The following is a 15,415-nucleotide window of genomic DNA, read 5'->3' as shown; positions in this document are numbered from 1 at the left end:
CTCCCCCCCATGGGATCATTCGCTGAGCGCAAGCGAGGCCGGGCGTTCCATCCAGCCACCGAGGCCATCCGGTACGATTTCCGTAAGTGCGATTTCATATTCGGTTATTTCCTTGATTTTGCCGTGATTCTGCCCGGCGTAATTGCCCGGCTGGACACGGTGGATGGTGCCGTCGCTGGTCAGGAGCAGCCCCCAGGACTGGCCTTGCTGTTCCAGCGTACCGACCATCCGCAGGGTGTCGAGCGGAAAATCCTCCAGCGCTTCACGTGGCCGATTGGCATCCGGATGAATGCTGCTGCCGTTCCCGGTAAGTACTCGCTCCGCCTGGCTGGGCGTGCCTGGACTGAACGGGCTACGCAGGTCGTTGGCCTGATACAGGAACGTCTCGTACGGCTTGAACTCCGGCAGCGGTTCGATTTTGGCCTGCTGTCGGCTGCGCACGTCGTTCACGAAACTGCGCAGATCATCTGTGTTGCTGCTGCTGCATCCCGCCAGGCCGAGGCTCAGTATCAGCCAGCAGGTTACGGGCACGATGGTTGTACGCCGAGTCATCATTTGGCGGCCTCCTCGCCTTCATCCAGATAGCGGTAGGTCTTTGCGGTCAGCTCCATGGACAGTTCATCGCTCACGGCGTCTTTGGCCGCCGGCTGGATGGTGATGTCATGAACGGTGACGATGCGTGGCAATGCAGCGACACCGCTGACGAAGGTGCCAAACTCATGATAGGTACCACGGACCTTGATGCTGATGGGCAGTTCTGCGTAGAACTCGCGTGGTATCTCACCCTGGGGCTTGAAGAGATCAAACTCCAGCCCGCTCGCGAGACCGGTCTGGGAGACATCCACCAGCAGGTCGGCGACTTCGGTCTTGTTGGGCAGCTGGCGCAGCATGGCACCGAATGACTGGCGCATCTCTTCCAGCTGCTCTTCATAGGCCTCAAGATTCGCTGCCTTGCGTGCCTTGGTCTCGAGCTCCGCCTTGAGTTCGTTCTCCTTGCTTTGCGCTTGATCGAACCGCAGCTGCTGATCTTTGATATCGAACCAATATCCCAGGCCGAGTACAGCGGCCGCAATCAGAATGATTACGAAGGTGCGTGCCGCCACCGGCCAGTCGGTGATGTTGCTGAAATCAAGGTCATTGAGATTTAATTCTGAGAGATTCACGGCGTACCCCCGGTTCCGGCTTCCTGGCCGGCCGTTGCCTTCTGGCTTGCGAGCAGGGTGAATTCGGCAATACGTCGCCGCTCCTCATTCTTCGTCTCGATGACGTTGAGTTTCGGGTCGGTCAGCCACGCTGCGCCATCGATATTGCGCATATAAGCGGAAACCCGTGCATTCGACTGTGCCGCACCTTGCATGGTCAGTTCCGGGCCCTTCTGGGTAAAGGTCTTGAGGTGCACGCCATCAGGCAAGGTCCGTACCAACTCATCCATCAGATGGACGCTGATTGGGCGATTGCTCTGCAGTTCCTGAATGACGTTCATACGCGCGAGCAGCCTCGCCTTCGTCGACTCGAGATCTTTGATCTTGACGATGCGGGCATCGAGCGCCTTGATTTCACTTGTCAGGAACTGATTGCGATCATTCTGACCGCTGATCATACTTTCTATCTGGATATGGGTGAATACGACCGCGAGCACAGCCAGAATCGCGCCCGCGGCTGCCATACCGCCGAACTCGCGCTGCCTGCGTTTGCGCTCCCATTCGCGCCAGGGAAGTAGGTTAATGCGCGCCATGTCAGTCGAAGCTCCTCAGTGCAAGGCCGCAGGCGATCATCAGTGCCGGGGCGTCGTTGCTCAGCGTCTGAGGTTTGACGCGTGAGGCCAAGGACATGCTGGCGAAGGGGTTGGCGATGATCGTCTCGATGCCGATGGTTTCGTGGATCAGCGCATCGACTCCGGGGATCGAGGCGCTGCCTCCCGCCAGGATGATCTGGTCGATGCTGCTGTACTGACTGGATGAGAAGAAAAACTGCAGTGAACGACTGACCTGCTGTGCCATGGCCTCTTTGAAAGGCTCCAGCACTTCGGGGAGGTAGTTGTCCGGTAGGCCGCCCTGACGTTTGGCCATCCCCGCTTCCTCGTAAGAGAGCCCGTAGCGGCGCATGATCTCTTCGGTGAGCTGCTTGCCCCCGAAGACCTGGTCGCGGGTATAAATGATCTTCATGTCGTGCAGTACGTTGAGCGTGGTCATGGTTGCGCCCACGTCGACGACGGCTATGGTGCGCTCGATACCCTGATCGGGTAGCTGGTCGGCCAGCAGGACGAAGGCATTTTCCAGCGCATAGGCTTCGATATCGACCACTTTGGCCGCCAGGCCACCGGCCTCCACCGCGGCCACACGCATCTCGACGTTCTCGCTGCGGGACGCGGCGAGCAGCACGTCTACCGTGTCCGGGTTCTTTTCCGATGGACCGAGCACTTCGAAGTCGGTGTTGACCTCATCGAGGGGATAGGGAATGTATTGATCGGCCTCGAGTTCGATCTGTGCCTCCAGCTCGGAGTCAGACAGGCTGGTGGGCATGGAGATGATTTTGGTGATGACCGATGAACCGGCTACGGCGACTGCCGCGTCTTTTGCGCGCGTGCCGGAGCGTTTCACGGCGCGGCGGATAGCCTCGCCGACGGCCTCGGCATCAGTCACGCTCTTTTCCACCACCGAATTCGGCGGGAGCGGTTCGACGGCGTAGCTTTCGACTCGGTAACGACCTCCGGAGCGGCTCAATTCCAGCAGCTTTATGGCGGTGGAGCTGATGTCGAGTCCGAGGCGTGGGGGGGTGGTCCTTTTCAGCAGTTGCGCAAGCTGCACGGTGGATTCCTTTAATTTAATCTTAGGGTTGCGCCGCAAAAATCCCTTTCAGCATTAGATGACAAGGGCAACTGTTTGTCAATCAATGCCTCTGAGCCTGGAAGGGTCTCGAACAAAGGTATCGGGAGATTTATTATTTCCTTTATAGTCTAATACCTGACTTCGATCACAACCTGACAGCCCCTCGCCTGATGAAACTCCTGCGGCTAGTATTGACCGCCCTGTTCGGGGTCATGACCGCGGCGCTTGTCCTGGTTGCCGCTGCCTATCTCTACGTTGCCCCTCAGCTGCCCTCCATCGAGGCCTTGCGGGATGTCCAGCTGCAAGTCCCGCTGCGGGTCTACAGCCGCGAAGGACTGTTGTTGGCGGAGTTTGGTGAGAAGCGCCGCACCCCTGTATCGATCGATGGCGTGCCTGACTTGATGGTGAAGGCGTTTCTGGCCGCCGAGGATGATCGCTTCTTCACGCATCCGGGTGTCGACTACCACGGTTTGCTGCGCGCGGCGGTGGAGCTCGTCCGTACGGGCGAGAAGCGCCAGGGCGGCAGTACCATCACCATGCAGGTCGCGCGCAATTTCTTTCTGAGCAGCGACAAGACCTATCTGCGCAAGCTCACAGAGATTTTCCTTGCACTCAAGATCGAGCGTGAGCTCAGCAAGGCCCAGATCCTCGAACTGTATCTCAACAAAATCTACCTGGGGCAACGCGCCTACGGCATCGGTGCCGCCGCCCATGTCTATTACGGCAAGTCGCTTGATGAGCTCACGGTGGCGCAGATTGCCATGATTGCGGGGTTGCCGAAGGCACCTTCACGCTACAATCCGGTGGCCGATCCGGCTCGGGCAGCGATCCGGCGCAATTACGTGCTGGGGCGCATGCGGGATCTGGGGTTCATCGATGCAGCGTTGTACGAGACCGCGATTGCTGAGATCGACGTCGCTGAAGTACATGCGACGGCTACCGCGGTCGAGGCTTCTTACGTCGCCGAAATGGTACGTGCCGACCTGGTACGACGTTATGGGGAGGATGTTTACGCACAAGGTCTGCACGTCTATACGACGATTGATGGCCGCCAGCAGACCGCGGCCAACGTGGCCCTGCGCCGGGGTCTGCTGGACTACGATCAGCGGCATGGTTACCGCGGGCCGGAGCGCCGGATACCCTTGCCGCCACACGCCGACCATGCCATGCAAGTGGCCTTGCTGAATGAGGAGAAGGCCCTGGGTGGCTTGTTACCGGCACTGGTGGTTCAGGTGGCGGACAGGTCTTGTGATGTCGTCTTGCGGGATGGCCGCGAAATTCAGATCGCCTGGGAAGGTCTGTCCTGGGCGCGGCGTTACCAGACACCGAATTCACGCGCTGGCGCCCCAACCAAGGCCGCCGATGTCGTGGCGGTGGGTGATCTGGTCCGGATTGTACCGGTCGAGGGCGGCTGGCACCTTACCCAGCTGCCAGCGGTCGAGGGTGCGTTGGTCGCGCTGGATCCGGAGAACGGTGCCATCCGGGCACTCAGTGGCGGCTTTGATTTTCAGCGCAGCAAGTTCAACCGCGTGGTGCAGGCAAACCGCCAGCCTGGTTCGAGCTTCAAGCCATTCGTCTATTCGGCCGCACTCGAGAAGGGATTCACGGCAGCCAGTGTGCTGAACGATGCGCCGGTGGTCTTCGATGATCCGTCGCTGGAACAGGCCTGGCGGCCGGAGAACTACAGCGGGCGGTTCTACGGTCCCACACGGCTGCGTGAGGCGCTGGTACATTCACGCAACCTGGTCTCCATCCGTCTGTTGCAGGCCATCGGTATAGCCTATGCCCGCGACTATGTGCGCCGGTTTGGGTTTCGGGCGGAATCCATCCCGGGCAATCTTTCTCTGGCGCTCGGTAGCGGCACGCTGACGCCATTGGAGATCACCCGGGCGTTCGCGGTCTTTGCCAATGGCGGTTATCTCGTCGAGCCTTACTTCATCGAGCGCGTGGTGGATATCAATGGACAGGTACTGTTCGAAGCTCAGCCCCGGCGGGTCTGCCCCGAATGCCGCGAAACGGTGCCGCTGCCGGTATCCACGCCGGTACCCGTCGCCGCTACCACTGCGCCACCACCGCTGGCCGAGGCGATCGTGACACCTCAGAATGCGTGGTTGATGAGCTCAATGCTGCAGGACGTGGTGCGTCGCGGCACGGCTACGCGCGCACGTGCGCTGGGACGTGACGATATCGCCGGCAAGACCGGCACGACCAACGACCAGCGCGACGCCTGGTTTTGTGGCTTCCATCCCACCCTGGTGGCGAGCGTATGGGTCGGCTTCGACGAGGTGGCACCGCTGGGTGCGGGTGAGACCGGTGGTCGGGCGGCACTGCCGATATGGGTGGACTACATGGGTGCTGCGCTCGAGGGCGTGCCAAGGACTTGGCCGGATACCCCCGAAGGTCTGGTCACGGTCAGGATTGATCCCGACAGCGGCCTCCTGGCGAGCAGTGATCAAACGGATGCCGTGTTCGAGACCTTCCGTGAAAACGAAGTGCCGCAGCAGAGCAGTGTGGGGGGTGGTGCCGCCGGTGTGTCCGGTGGCGGTGCCGGGGTGCCGGAACACTTGTTCTGAGACGCGCGGTAACGTGTGAGGCAGGGGTATGGGGGTTCGTCAGAGCAGTCGGGATCGCCAGATGCGGCAGCGGATCGCTCAGGAGGCGGCACGCCTGATCGTCAACGAGGGGATCCGTGATTACCTGCTGGCGAAGCGCAAGGCCGCAGCGAGACTGGGCGCCCCCGATACCCAGAACCTGCCGCGCAATACCGAGGTCGAGGCGGAACTCGCCGCCTACCAACATCTTTTCCAGGAGCAGGACCAGCCCCGGCGACTGCGCGAATTGCGTGAGGCGGCGGTCGCCGCCATGGGTTTTTTCTCGCGCTTCGAGCCGCGTCTGACCGGCTCGGTACTGACCGGCACGGCGGGTGCCCACTCGGATGTCAACTTGCACATCTTCGCCGACTCCCCGGAAGAGGTCACGTTGTTCCTGCTGGGGGCGCAGGTTCCGTTCGAGGAGGGTCAGCGGCGATTACGGGTGAACAAAGATGAACTCGCGCTGTATCCGCTGGTACGCTTCCTGGCGGGAGGTGTGCAGATCGAGGCGCTGATCTTTCCTCTTAATGGGCTGCGACAGGCGCCGCGCAGCCCGCTCGACGGCCGGCCGATGGCGCGGGCGAATCTGCGCCATGTCGAGGAGTTGCTGGCGCAACCGGAGGCCGGCCCGGTCGACCCCTGAATCAGCATTGCTCAGCGCCGGTGCGCCTGCGCACCGACTCCGTGGCGGCCGACGCTCAGATCCTCGACTGCGGATAATGCGCGGGGTAGGGCGTGCGTGCCACACCCGAGTCGACCGCCGCCTGGGCGATCGCCGGTGGCACGAATTCCAGCAGACGCGGGTCCAGCGGCTTGGGGATGATGTAATCGGGGCCGAACTCCAGGCTGTCCAGTCCGTATGCCTTCAGCACGTCCGGATGAACGGGTTCGCGCGCGAGCAGTCGCAGTGCATGGACCGCCGCGATCTGCATGGCCTGATTGATCGTGCGGGCATGCACATCCAGGGCGCCGCGGAAGATGAATGGAAAGCCGAGTACATTGTTGACTTGGTTCGGGTAGTCGCTGCGGCCGGTGGCCATGAGCAGGTCGCTGCGCTCGGCGAGTGCGATTTCCGGGCTGATTTCCGGATCAGGGTTGGAGAGCGCGAACACGATCGGTTTCGGTGCCATGCTCAACAACATGTCGACCGTCATGATGTCCGGTCCCGAGACACCGATGAACACGTCGGCGTCGCGTAGCGCATCAGCCATGGTGACGCAACTGGTATCGATCGCGAATTCACGTTTGTACTGGTTGAGGTCGTCGCGGCCGCTGTGGATCACACCCTTGCGGTCGATCAGCAGGAGGTTGCCCGGCGTCGCGCCCAGCGCCAGCAACAGGCGCATCGAGGCGAGGCCGGCCGCGCCGGCACCGGCACAGGCGATGCGTGCGTCCGCCAGTGTCTTGCCCTGCAACTCGAGTGCATTCAGTAACCCCGCGGCGATGATGATGGCGGTGCCGTGCTGATCATCGTGAAACACGGGGATGTCGAGCATCTCCGTGAGCCGGCGCTCGATCTCGAAGCAATGCGGTGCGGCGATGTCTTCCAGGTTGATCCCCCCGAAGGTGGGTGCGATGGCGACGACGGTCTCGATGAAATCCTCGGGGTCCTGCGCATTGACCTCGATGTCGAAGACGTCGATACCGGCGAAGCGTTTGAACAGCACGCCCTTGCCCTCCATCACCGGCTTGCCGGCCAGGGCGCCGACGTTGCCCAGACCCAGGACCGCCGTGCCGTCGGTGATCACGCCGACGAGATTGCCCTTGGCGGTATATTTGTAGGCGTTGGCCGGGTCCTCCACGATGGCGCGCACCGGCTCGGCGACCCCGGGTGTGTAGGCCAGTCCCAGATCCTGCTGAGTCTCGCAGGGTTTGGTGACCTCGATGCCGATCTTGCCGGGACGCGGCAGGGCATGGTAGTCGAGGGCGGCTTGCTTGCGGTCAAGTGGCATGGCTGGGTCCGTGCGGATGAACGGGGCGCGTGAGCTGCGCGGCGGCCAATCATATCAGGAATGGCGGGATTCTCAGCGCACGATCTTGATGGATTCGCCCGGCTGCGGTTCACCGTCTGGGTAATAATCGTTCAGCAGCCGCAACTGCGCCTCGGGATGGTCGGATATAGCCGATTCACGCGCCAGGGTCGCGAAGCGCGTGTCCCGTCCGGCCCGGATGATGTGAACGCGCTGCGCTGTCGCCAGGGCACGTTCCTGATCCGTCAGGCGGTGAAAGCTGCGCGCGGTCTGCAGGATCTGGGCATCGTACTTGTAGGGCATGCCGCGGGCCTTGGACAGCCCTGCAAAGATCAATGCCTTGTCGCCGCGGTAGAGGACGACGTAGCGCACCGGCAGCTGTCCGAACGAGGTCTTCTGCTCGGCGATGCCGGTATATCCCTGCATGCCGTCGAGTTCGATGGCCTCGCCGTTGCGGAGGTCGGTGAGCTTGAGCTGCTCGCGCATGAACACCTGTGGTGTCATTCGCTTGTTCAGATCCCGCATGCTGAACTGCATCATCCCATCTGCCTCGGGCGACTGGGCGAGCAGCCGGTCCGGGAAGTTTTCGATCCGCCAGCCGCGGGGGAATTCCAGGGCGAAATCGAGATCGCGATGATAGAACCGGTTGCCGCGGCGGATTCCTTCACGCTCGCTGTCCCCGAAGGTCACGCCTTCGAGCTGGGTGAGGAACTCCGCCCGGTTGATGACACCGCCGCCGGGCACGACGAGCTTGCTTGCGGCCCCCACCACCTCCTGCAGGCGCTGGTCGTTGGCGGGGTGGGTGGAGAACAGGCCGTGATAGATGCGCGGCTCGCGCCCTTCCTCCTTGGCGCGCTGGATCTCGAAGTTCTCCTGATTCTTCAGGACGTGGATCACCTGCAGCATGGCCTGGGGGTCGTAGCCGCTGCGCGCCAGGTATTCTGCGCCGAGGCGGTCCGCCTCCAGCTCGTGTTCGCGGCCGTAGCCACGCACGATGGCGGTGCCGGCGATGTTGGTCAGGTCACCGGCACCCTGGACGCCGGAGGCGCCGGCCAGGATCGCGCCGAGCAGACCCGTGGCGGTGGCGGTACTCTGCTGACGTACCGTGTGGCGCGCAGTCACATGGCCGATCTCATGGCCCAGGACCGCGGCCAGCTCGGCCTCGGAGTTGAGGTAGGCGAGCAGTCCGCGCGTGATATAGATGTAGCCCCCGGGCAGCGCGAAGGCATTCACGTCCTGGCTGTCGAGCACCGTGAATCGATAGATCAGGTCGGGGCGGTGGCTGTTGGCGGCCAGTTTCTCGCCGACGCGCTGCACGTAGGCGTTGAGCTGGGCATTGTCGTAGACCCCCATCTCCTGCAGGATCCGGGGGTGCATCTGCCGGCCCAGGGCGATCTCCTGCTCCTCGGTCATGAGCACGAAATCGCTGCCGCCGGTCACGGGATTCGTGGCGCAGCCCGCCAACCCGGCGGCCAGCACGACGGTCAGTAGCAGGTTGAACAGGGCGGCGCGTTGCGACATGGTGCCAGTTTAGCGCTTGCTGCCCTCGGGAGGGAGGGGGCGGGGCAGAATGGTCAGTGCCGCGGGGTGGCGCAGACGCATGCGCGACTGTCCCTTGCGGGCATACACCCAGCCCTGCAACTCGACCTCGGCGCCGACCAGGCCGTCGAGGTCCACACCCGTGAACTCCGGGATGTCCTGCTGCTCGATGCGCGCGGCGAAGTTGCCGACCAGGTTGATCCACAGCGCGGAGACACTGCGGTTCACGCGGCTGACGCGGCCGCGCACCAGCCGGAACCCCTGATCGCGCAGCGTGAGATCCTGGGCCGGGACCGGCGCGTAGTCCGGCAGCGCCCAGATGCCGCGCCGGGCGGCCCGTGCACGGGCCGCGGCGGCGGCGTAGCAGTCGGTCTGCCACGTATTGGGCGGCACCACCAGATGGGTACCGCTGCCGGTTTCCAGCAACTGCTCAGTCAGATTGCGCCCATCGGCGAAAAAAATATGTGCGAGCAGCCGGCCATAACGATCTTCCCGCTCGCGGTCGAAGCGCAGGCTGACCTGCTTTTGGTGGGTGAATATCAGCTGCCGCAGTCGGTTGCGCGCCTCTAGGGCGCCCGGTTCGTGGGCGCCGCCAGCGGTGCCGAGTTCGGGCGTATCGACGCCGATGATGCGGACATGGCGACGGTCGCCGAGGACCAGGGTATCGCCGTCGATGACGGCCCCGACCTGCACGCGTTCGTCGATGCGGTCGGGTGGGCAATCTGCCCGGGCCGCCTGGAGGCCGAGGGCAAGCACGATGCCGGTCAGCCAGCGGCAGCCCCAAACGCAAACGGGGGCGGGTCGTCGCCGACCCACCCCCGCTGTCACCCCTGCGCCCACCAGGGGCATGGAATCTACTTCTTTATACCGTACTTCTGACGGAACCGCTCCATGCGGCCGCCGGTATCGAGGATCTTCTGCTTGCCGGTGAAGAACGGGTGACACTGGGAACAGACCTCGATACTCAGGTCGCGGCCGGCCGTGGAACGGGTCTTGAAGCTGGAGCCACAGCTGCACGTGACCGTCACTTCCTGGTAATTCGGATGGATGTCCGCCTTCATGGTGCAATCCTCGATAACTCGTCCGGCCGCGGTTTCGGCGCGGGCGTGAAAGGCCGGCGATAATACGGGATCGGTGGCCCGCCGACAAGTCCTCGCGGCACGGCCGCCCGGTCAACGGATGCGGTGCAGCGGCAGGACGGCCGCCCGGGGGCGTTGTGGGGCTGTCTGATTGCCCTCCACCAGTACCTCCAGCAAGCCGCCCGGGCCGGTGATGCGCTCCCACATCAAGCGGTTGATGCGGATGCAGGCGGCCATGGGTGTCGCCGAGGTCCGACGTACCTGGTCCAGCTTCCATTGGAGGCGGCGCAGCCGCATCTGCATGCGGGGCGGGGCCCGGTGGATGGCGTCTTCTATGGCCTGGGTGCGGCAAGTCTCGAAGTCGGCGGGGCTGTTGCGGGCCAGTTCGGACCAGGAATCGAAGTCGAAGGCGTGGTGAGCGGACTCAGACATGGCGATGATCTCCGTCGCTGCCGGCCGCCGACAGGTCGCGGCCTGTAAATTGTTGTTGTAGTCGCCCTGAACTCTAGCACAGCGTGCATGCGAGAGTCATACATCTGGCGCCTGAATCACGGCGCATGCCGTAAAATCGGCCCCATCGTACTGATATCATGGGCATGTCATGATATTGACGATGCCTGCGGGCATCTCTGTGAACAGCCCCGTCGATGGATTGAGGGACGAGTAACCGGCGGCGGATTCGGGTAAAATGCGGCGGTCGGCAGCCCGGTCTCAACCTCTTCTCCGGGCCTTGTGCGTCCCCGGTCCGCGGGGCGGCTGCCTTGTTTCCTCGATCCCAGGTACCTTCCCTGTATGTCGTTTCAGCCCAGAATCGGATTCATCAGCCTCGGCTGTCCCAAGGCCCTGGTGGATTCCGAGCGGATCCTCACCCGCCTGCGCGCCGAGGGGTATGGCATCGTGCCCAGCTATGCCGATGCGGATCTGGTGGTGGTCAACACCTGCGGCTTCATCGACAGTGCCGTGGAGGAATCCCTCGATGCCATCGGCGAGGCCATCGCCGAGAACGGCCGGGTCATCGTTACCGGCTGCCTGGGGGCGCGCGCCGACGAGGTGCTGGCCGCCCATCCACAGGTCCTGTCCGTCAGCGGTCCGCACGCCTACGAGCAGGTCATGGGCGCGGTGCACACCCACCTGCCACCACCCACAGACCCCTTCACGACCTTGCTGCCGCCGGGCGGCATCAAGCTCACACCGCGGCACTACGCCTATGTGAAGATCTCCGAGGGCTGCAATCACCGCTGTACCTTCTGCATCATCCCGTCCATGCGCGGCGACCTGGTATCGCGTCCGGCAGGCGCGGTCATGGAGGAGGCCGAGAGTCTGGTTCAGGCCGGCGTGAAGGAACTGCTGATCGTCTCGCAGGATACCAGCGCCTACGGCGCCGACGTCCGTTACGGCACCAGTTTCTGGAAAGGTCGCCCCATCAAGATGCGTCTGCGGGAGCTGGCGCAGGCACTGGGCGGGCTGGGGGTGTGGGTGCGGCTGCACTATATCTATCCCTACCCGAACGTCGACGACCTCATCCCGCTGATGGCGGATGGCCTGATCCTGCCGTATCTCGACATCCCACTGCAGCATGCCGAGCCGCGCATCCTCAAGGCGATGAAGCGTCCGGCGGCGACCGAGGATACGCTGCGTCGTATCGAGCGCTGGCGCGCCGTCTGCCCGGACATCACCCTGCGCAGCACCTTCATCGTCGGGTTTCCCGGCGAGACTGCAGCCGAGTTCGAGACCTTGCTGCAGTTCCTGGATGCGGCACAGCTCGATCGCGTCGGTTGCTTCACCTATTCGCCGGTCACGGGCGCGGCGGCCAATGCCTTGCCCGATGCCGTGCCGGAGGCGGTCAAGGAGGAGCGCTATACGCGCCTCATGGAGGTGCAGGCGCGCATCAGCGCTGCGCGCCTGCAGGCCAAGGTCGGCCGCACCCTCGCTGTGCTCATCGATGCGCTCGATGCCGAAGGCGCCGTCGGCCGCAGCGCGGCCGACGCGCCGGAGATTGACGGTCAGGTGTTCGTGGATACCCGGGACGTGCAGGTCGGTGACATCGTCGCGGTGACCGTCACCGCTGCGGACGAGCACGACCTGTTCGGGGTGCCTGCGTAGGCGCGGCTCTTTGGAGAACATTCATTTCAGCCACGGAAGCACACGGTAGAATACGGACAAGATCATCGGCTTCACACGGCGGCTCACGTCACCCGCCAGATGCTGAGGCAGCACTTCGTGACACGGTTTCATTTCAGTGTCTTCCGTGTGCTTCCGTGGCAAATGTGGTTTTCGGATTTATGGACAGCAGTGAACTTGAATGTTTTCGTAGGTTTCGCGGCTAAAAGTGTTGTCTGCGTTTTTTTGTGGCTTCTTTTTCCGCCGCCTACCGCGCCGCGACCGGCAGCGCCTCGGCAATGCGGTCCAGGCGGATTTCCAGTGTTTCTCTTGCAGCGGTCGTGGCAATGAGGAACTCCTCACCGCTGCGCGTCTGCAGATCACGCGGGAGGAGGGTTTCCAGATGCGTCATGCCCTGCGCGTCGCGCCAGCGGATGCGCAATCTCTGCCGGTGCATAATGGCGAGTTCATATTCGCTGTACAGGCCACAGTCGATGGGGACGTAGTCACTCATCATCGCGGCGTGCGGTCACGCGGATGAATCGACCGGCGTCGATCTCGGCATGCAGCTCGATGGGTCGGCAGCAGACGGTGCAGTCTTCGATGAAGTCATGATTACCAGCCGAGCAGTCCACGCTGACGCTGACAGCTTCACCGCAGTAGGGGCAGTCGACGGTAGTGTGCTCAAGCAGGTTCATCGTCGGGCAGAAACTCCGCGAGTAGATCGTTCAGAAAGCGCCGTCCTTGTTCGCTGCAGCGCCAGGATTCATCCGCCTCCAGCAGTCCGACGTCGCGGGCACGTTCCAGTTTCGACCGCACCTGTGCGAAACGCAGCCCCGTGTTATGTTCGAACGTTGCCGTTCCAAAGCCTGCGTTCAGGCGCAGGGCATTCATCAGGAACTCCAGTATCACCTCGTCCACATCCGGTTCGCTGCGGCCGCCGATGCGTGTATCGCTGTCGCTGGCCGTCAGATAGGCGCTCGGATTTTTCAGCTTCCAGCTGCGTCTGATCCGTTGGTCGCCGGCGTCGGTGATCTTCTGGTGGGCACCGGCCCCGATACCGAGATAATCGCCATAGCGCCAGTAATTCAGGTTGTGGCGACATTCCCTGCCGGCACGCGCATAGGCCGAGATCTCGTATTGAGTATAGCCGTGTGTCGCCAGCTGCACCTGGCCCCGCCGCTGCATCTCCCAGAGGCTTTCGTCGTCGGGCAATTCCGGCGGGTGCCGATAAAAATAGGTGTTCGGTTCCAGCGTTAGCTGGTACCACGACAGATGCGCGGGCTCCAGGGCCATTGCGGTCGAAAGATCCTGCAAGGCCTGCGCGGGCGTCTGGCCGGGCAGGCCGAACATCAGGTCGAGATTGAAGCCGGCGAAGCCGGCAGCGTGTGCCCCTTCGGCGGCGCGGATGGCCTCGCGGCGGCCATGGATCCGGCCGATCCTACCAAGCAGATTGTCGTCGAAGCTCTGCACGCCGATGGATAGCCGGTTGACGCCAGCAGCGTGGAATTCACCGAAACGCCCCTGTTCCACCGTACCCGGATTGGCCTCCAGCGTGATCTCTATGCCGGGTGCACAGTTCAGACGTGCACGGATGCCAGCGAGCAGCCGATCGATCGATGCCGGTGCGAACAGGCTGGGCGTGCCACCGCCGATGAAGACGCTGGAGACGCCGCGGCCCCACACGCCCGGCAGTTCCTGGTCGAGGTCGCGGAGCAGCGCGTCGATATAGGCGCGTTCCGGCAGATCACCGCGCTGCGGGTGTGAATTGAAGTCGCAATAGGGGCATTTGCGCACGCACCAGGGGATGTGCACATAGAGCGACAGCGGCGGCAGGGCAGTGAAGGTGAACATGGTCGGCCGACTCGTTCCGGGTGGCCGATTCTATCACCGGCCGTTGCGGCACGACTGCCGTTCGTGGCCTCAGTGATTGCGGGCCGTGAGCGCGGCGACCAACTGGCGCAGCGCCTGGCCACGATGACTGAGCGCATTCTTCACGGCGGGCTCGAGTTCGGCCGCCGAACAACCGTGGGTCGGCACGAAGAACACCGGGTCGTAGCCGAAGCCGTTGCTACCGCGCGGTACGCTGAGGATGCGGCCCTCCCAGGTACCCTGGCAGATCAGCGGGGTGGGGTCGTCGGCGTGGCGCAGGTACACCATGAGGCATTGGAAGCGCGCGCTGCGCCCGGCCTCCGGCACGCCCTCCAGGGCGGTGAGCAGCTTCTCCAGGTTGGCCTGGTCGCTGGCGCCGCTGCCGGCATAGCGTGCCGAATAGATCCCAGGCGCGCCCGCGAGCGCGTCGACCTCGATACCGGAATCGTCGGCGATCGCCGGCAGGCCGGTGTGGCGGGCGGCGTTGCGCGCCTTCAGGATCGCGTTCTCCACGAAGCTCAGGCCGGTCTCCTCGGCATCCGGCACCCCGAACTGCGACTGCGGGACCACCTCGATATGATGGTCGGCGAGCAGTTCGTTGAACTCGCGGACCTTGCCGGGATTGCTGCTGGCGAGCACCACCGTGGACATGGATGACGCTCCCATCAGGCTGGGGAGGCGAGCGCCTGGCGCTGCGCCTCGATGAGCCGGAAGATCCCGCCCTGGGCGAGATCCAGCATATCCATGAGCTCGGCGCGTGAGAACGGATGCCCTTCCGCCGTGCCCTGCACTTCGATGAAGTCGCCGTGGTCGTTCATGACAACGTTCATGTCGGTCTCGGCATTGCAATCCTCGGTGTAGTCGAGATCGAGCACCGGCGTGCCCTGATAGATGCCCACCGATACCGACGCGACCTGCGCCTGCAGAGGGTTCGTGGTGATGGTGCGCTGGTCCAGCAGGTGCCGGATGGCATCGGCCAGCGCGACATAGCCACCGGTGATGCTGGCCGTGCGTGTGCCGCCGTCGGCCTGGATGACGTCGCAGTCGATGGTGATGGAGCGCTCGCCGAGGGCCTTCAAATCGACCACGGCACGGAGCGAGCGACCGATGAGCCGCTGGATCTCCAGCGTGCGGCCGCCCTGTTTGCCGCGTGTCGCCTCGCGGTCCATGCGCGCGCCGGTGGAGCGCGGCAGCATGCCATATTCGGCGGTCACCCAGCCCCGGCCCTTGCCGCGCAGAAAGCCGGGCACGCGCTCCTCGACGCTGGCAGTGCACAAGACGCGGGTATCGCCGAATTCCACCAGTACCGAGCCTTCGGCGTGCTTGGTGTAACGACGGGTGAGGCGGACGGGGCGCAGCTCATTGGCCGCGCGTTGACTGGGGCGCATGGGAATCTCACGGTTAGCTTTAGAGGGGGGATTATAGGGGATTCGGGG

At 63.5% G+C, this 15,415-nt stretch carries 17 protein-coding genes; 3 read left to right on the top strand and 14 right to left on the bottom strand.

What is annotated here, in order from left to right:
* Window positions 1-15 precede the first annotated feature (15 nt).
* From K8I04_09065 to K8I04_09050, 4 genes are read right to left on the bottom strand one after another with little or no spacing between them, the layout of a single operon-like run.
* A complete protein-coding gene (locus K8I04_09065) occupies window positions 16-552 on the bottom strand; it encodes a pilus assembly protein PilP (protein ID MBZ0071857.1) in 537 nt (178 codons plus the stop codon).
* A complete protein-coding gene (gene pilO / locus K8I04_09060) occupies window positions 552-1,163 on the bottom strand; it encodes a type 4a pilus biogenesis protein PilO (GenBank protein MBZ0071856.1) in 612 nt (203 codons plus the stop codon). Before pilO ends, K8I04_09065 begins: the two co-directional genes overlap by 1 nt.
* The gene (locus K8I04_09055) at window positions 1,160-1,735 is read right to left on the bottom strand and encodes a PilN domain-containing protein (protein MBZ0071855.1); all 576 of its coding nucleotides are present in this window, start codon (window positions 1,733-1,735) and stop codon (window positions 1,160-1,162) included. Before K8I04_09055 ends, pilO begins: the two co-directional genes overlap by 4 nt.
* A 1-nt stretch (window position 1,736) precedes the next feature.
* Window positions 1,737-2,792, bottom strand: a complete 1,056-nt coding sequence (locus K8I04_09050; GenBank protein MBZ0071854.1) for a pilus assembly protein PilM — start codon at window positions 2,790-2,792, stop codon at window positions 1,737-1,739.
* Between the two features lie 206 nt (window positions 2,793-2,998).
* Here K8I04_09050 and K8I04_09045 point away from each other — a divergent pair, with 206 nt between their 5' ends.
* Both K8I04_09045 and K8I04_09040 read left to right on the top strand, forming a co-directional pair.
* Complete coding sequence (locus tag K8I04_09045; GenBank protein MBZ0071853.1) at window positions 2,999-5,401, top strand: penicillin-binding protein 1A; 2,403 nt, start codon at window positions 2,999-3,001, stop codon at window positions 5,399-5,401.
* 28 nt (window positions 5,402-5,429) lie between these two features.
* Window positions 5,430-6,062, top strand: coding sequence for a hypothetical protein (locus K8I04_09040; protein ID MBZ0071852.1), 633 nt, complete (start codon window positions 5,430-5,432; stop codon window positions 6,060-6,062).
* Window positions 6,063-6,117: 55 nt separating this feature from the next.
* Here the strand turns inward: K8I04_09040 and K8I04_09035 are convergent, their stop codons facing one another.
* The 5 genes from K8I04_09035 to K8I04_09015 form a co-directional block, all read right to left on the bottom strand.
* Window positions 6,118-7,371 (bottom strand): malate dehydrogenase, encoded by a 1,254-nt coding sequence (locus tag K8I04_09035; GenBank protein MBZ0071851.1) that lies wholly within the window; start codon window positions 7,369-7,371, stop codon window positions 6,118-6,120.
* Window positions 7,372-7,443: 72 nt separating this feature from the next.
* A complete protein-coding gene (locus tag K8I04_09030) occupies window positions 7,444-8,910 on the bottom strand; it encodes a M48 family metalloprotease (protein MBZ0071850.1) in 1,467 nt (488 codons plus the stop codon).
* Window positions 8,911-8,919: 9 nt separating this feature from the next.
* Window positions 8,920-9,684, bottom strand: coding sequence for a thermonuclease family protein (locus tag K8I04_09025; protein MBZ0071849.1), 765 nt, complete (start codon window positions 9,682-9,684; stop codon window positions 8,920-8,922).
* Between the two features lie 98 nt (window positions 9,685-9,782).
* The gene (rpmE, locus tag K8I04_09020) at window positions 9,783-9,989 is read right to left on the bottom strand and encodes a 50S ribosomal protein L31 (protein MBZ0071848.1); all 207 of its coding nucleotides are present in this window, start codon (window positions 9,987-9,989) and stop codon (window positions 9,783-9,785) included.
* Window positions 9,990-10,100: 111 nt separating this feature from the next.
* Entirely contained in the window at window positions 10,101-10,439 is a 339-nt protein-coding gene (locus K8I04_09015; protein ID MBZ0071847.1) for a DUF3135 domain-containing protein, read from the bottom strand.
* A gap of 360 nt (window positions 10,440-10,799) precedes the next feature.
* Here K8I04_09015 and rimO point away from each other — a divergent pair, with 360 nt between their 5' ends.
* The gene (gene rimO, locus K8I04_09010) at window positions 10,800-12,110 is read left to right on the top strand and encodes a 30S ribosomal protein S12 methylthiotransferase RimO (protein ID MBZ0071846.1); all 1,311 of its coding nucleotides are present in this window, start codon (window positions 10,800-10,802) and stop codon (window positions 12,108-12,110) included.
* A 265-nt stretch (window positions 12,111-12,375) separates the two neighbouring features.
* Here the strand turns inward: rimO and K8I04_09005 are convergent, their stop codons facing one another.
* From K8I04_09005 to rph, 5 genes are all read right to left on the bottom strand, one after another.
* A complete protein-coding gene (locus K8I04_09005) occupies window positions 12,376-12,621 on the bottom strand; it encodes a transcriptional antiterminator, Rof (GenBank protein MBZ0071845.1) in 246 nt (81 codons plus the stop codon).
* Window positions 12,614-12,805 (bottom strand): CPXCG motif-containing cysteine-rich protein, encoded by a 192-nt coding sequence (locus K8I04_09000; protein MBZ0071844.1) that lies wholly within the window; start codon window positions 12,803-12,805, stop codon window positions 12,614-12,616. Before K8I04_09000 ends, K8I04_09005 begins: the two co-directional genes overlap by 8 nt.
* Complete coding sequence (hemW, locus tag K8I04_08995) at window positions 12,792-13,961, bottom strand: radical SAM family heme chaperone HemW (protein MBZ0071843.1); 1,170 nt, start codon at window positions 13,959-13,961, stop codon at window positions 12,792-12,794. The genes K8I04_09000 and hemW overlap by 14 nt, the downstream gene beginning before the upstream one ends.
* Before the next feature lie 69 nt (window positions 13,962-14,030).
* Entirely contained in the window at window positions 14,031-14,645 is a 615-nt protein-coding gene (rdgB, locus tag K8I04_08990; protein ID MBZ0071842.1) for an RdgB/HAM1 family non-canonical purine NTP pyrophosphatase, read from the bottom strand.
* Window positions 14,645-15,367 (bottom strand): ribonuclease PH, encoded by a 723-nt coding sequence (gene rph, locus K8I04_08985; GenBank protein ID MBZ0071841.1) that lies wholly within the window; start codon window positions 15,365-15,367, stop codon window positions 14,645-14,647. Before rph ends, rdgB begins: the two co-directional genes overlap by 1 nt.
* Between the last annotated feature and the right edge of the window lie 48 nt (window positions 15,368-15,415).

This window comes from Gammaproteobacteria bacterium, from assembly GCA_019911805.1.
Classification (GTDB): domain Bacteria; phylum Pseudomonadota; class Gammaproteobacteria; order Thiohalobacterales; family Thiohalobacteraceae; genus JAHJQQ01.
Note: the sequence above shows the minus strand (reverse complement) of the source record. Positions and strands in the feature narration are given on the sequence as shown.

Excerpts from the sequence above, each read along its gene's own strand:
- rimO (MBZ0071846.1), top strand. The coding sequence starts at position 10,800 with ATGTCGTTTCAGCCCAGAATCGGATTCATCAGCCTCGGCTGTCCCAAG.
- K8I04_09005 (MBZ0071845.1), bottom strand. The coding sequence starts at position 12,621 with ATGAGTGACTACGTCCCCATCGACTGTGGCCTGTACAGCGAATATGAA.
- K8I04_09030 (MBZ0071850.1), bottom strand. The coding sequence starts at position 8,910 with ATGTCGCAACGCGCCGCCCTGTTCAACCTGCTACTGACCGTCGTGCTG.
- rpmE (MBZ0071848.1), bottom strand. The coding sequence starts at position 9,989 with ATGAAGGCGGACATCCATCCGAATTACCAGGAAGTGACGGTCACGTGC.
- K8I04_09040 (MBZ0071852.1), top strand. The coding sequence starts at position 5,430 with ATGGGGGTTCGTCAGAGCAGTCGGGATCGCCAGATGCGGCAGCGGATC.
- K8I04_09045 (MBZ0071853.1), top strand. The coding sequence starts at position 2,999 with ATGAAACTCCTGCGGCTAGTATTGACCGCCCTGTTCGGGGTCATGACC.
- K8I04_09055 (MBZ0071855.1), bottom strand. The coding sequence starts at position 1,735 with ATGGCGCGCATTAACCTACTTCCCTGGCGCGAATGGGAGCGCAAACGC.
- K8I04_09035 (MBZ0071851.1), bottom strand. The coding sequence starts at position 7,371 with ATGCCACTTGACCGCAAGCAAGCCGCCCTCGACTACCATGCCCTGCCG.
- K8I04_09015 (MBZ0071847.1), bottom strand. The coding sequence starts at position 10,439 with ATGTCTGAGTCCGCTCACCACGCCTTCGACTTCGATTCCTGGTCCGAA.
- hemW (MBZ0071843.1), bottom strand. The coding sequence starts at position 13,961 with ATGTTCACCTTCACTGCCCTGCCGCCGCTGTCGCTCTATGTGCACATC.
- rdgB (MBZ0071842.1), bottom strand. The coding sequence starts at position 14,645 with ATGGGAGCGTCATCCATGTCCACGGTGGTGCTCGCCAGCAGCAATCCC.
- K8I04_09000 (MBZ0071844.1), bottom strand. The coding sequence starts at position 12,805 with ATGAACCTGCTTGAGCACACTACCGTCGACTGCCCCTACTGCGGTGAA.
- K8I04_09065 (MBZ0071857.1), bottom strand. The coding sequence starts at position 552 with ATGACTCGGCGTACAACCATCGTGCCCGTAACCTGCTGGCTGATACTG.
- rph (MBZ0071841.1), bottom strand. The coding sequence starts at position 15,367 with ATGCGCCCCAGTCAACGCGCGGCCAATGAGCTGCGCCCCGTCCGCCTC.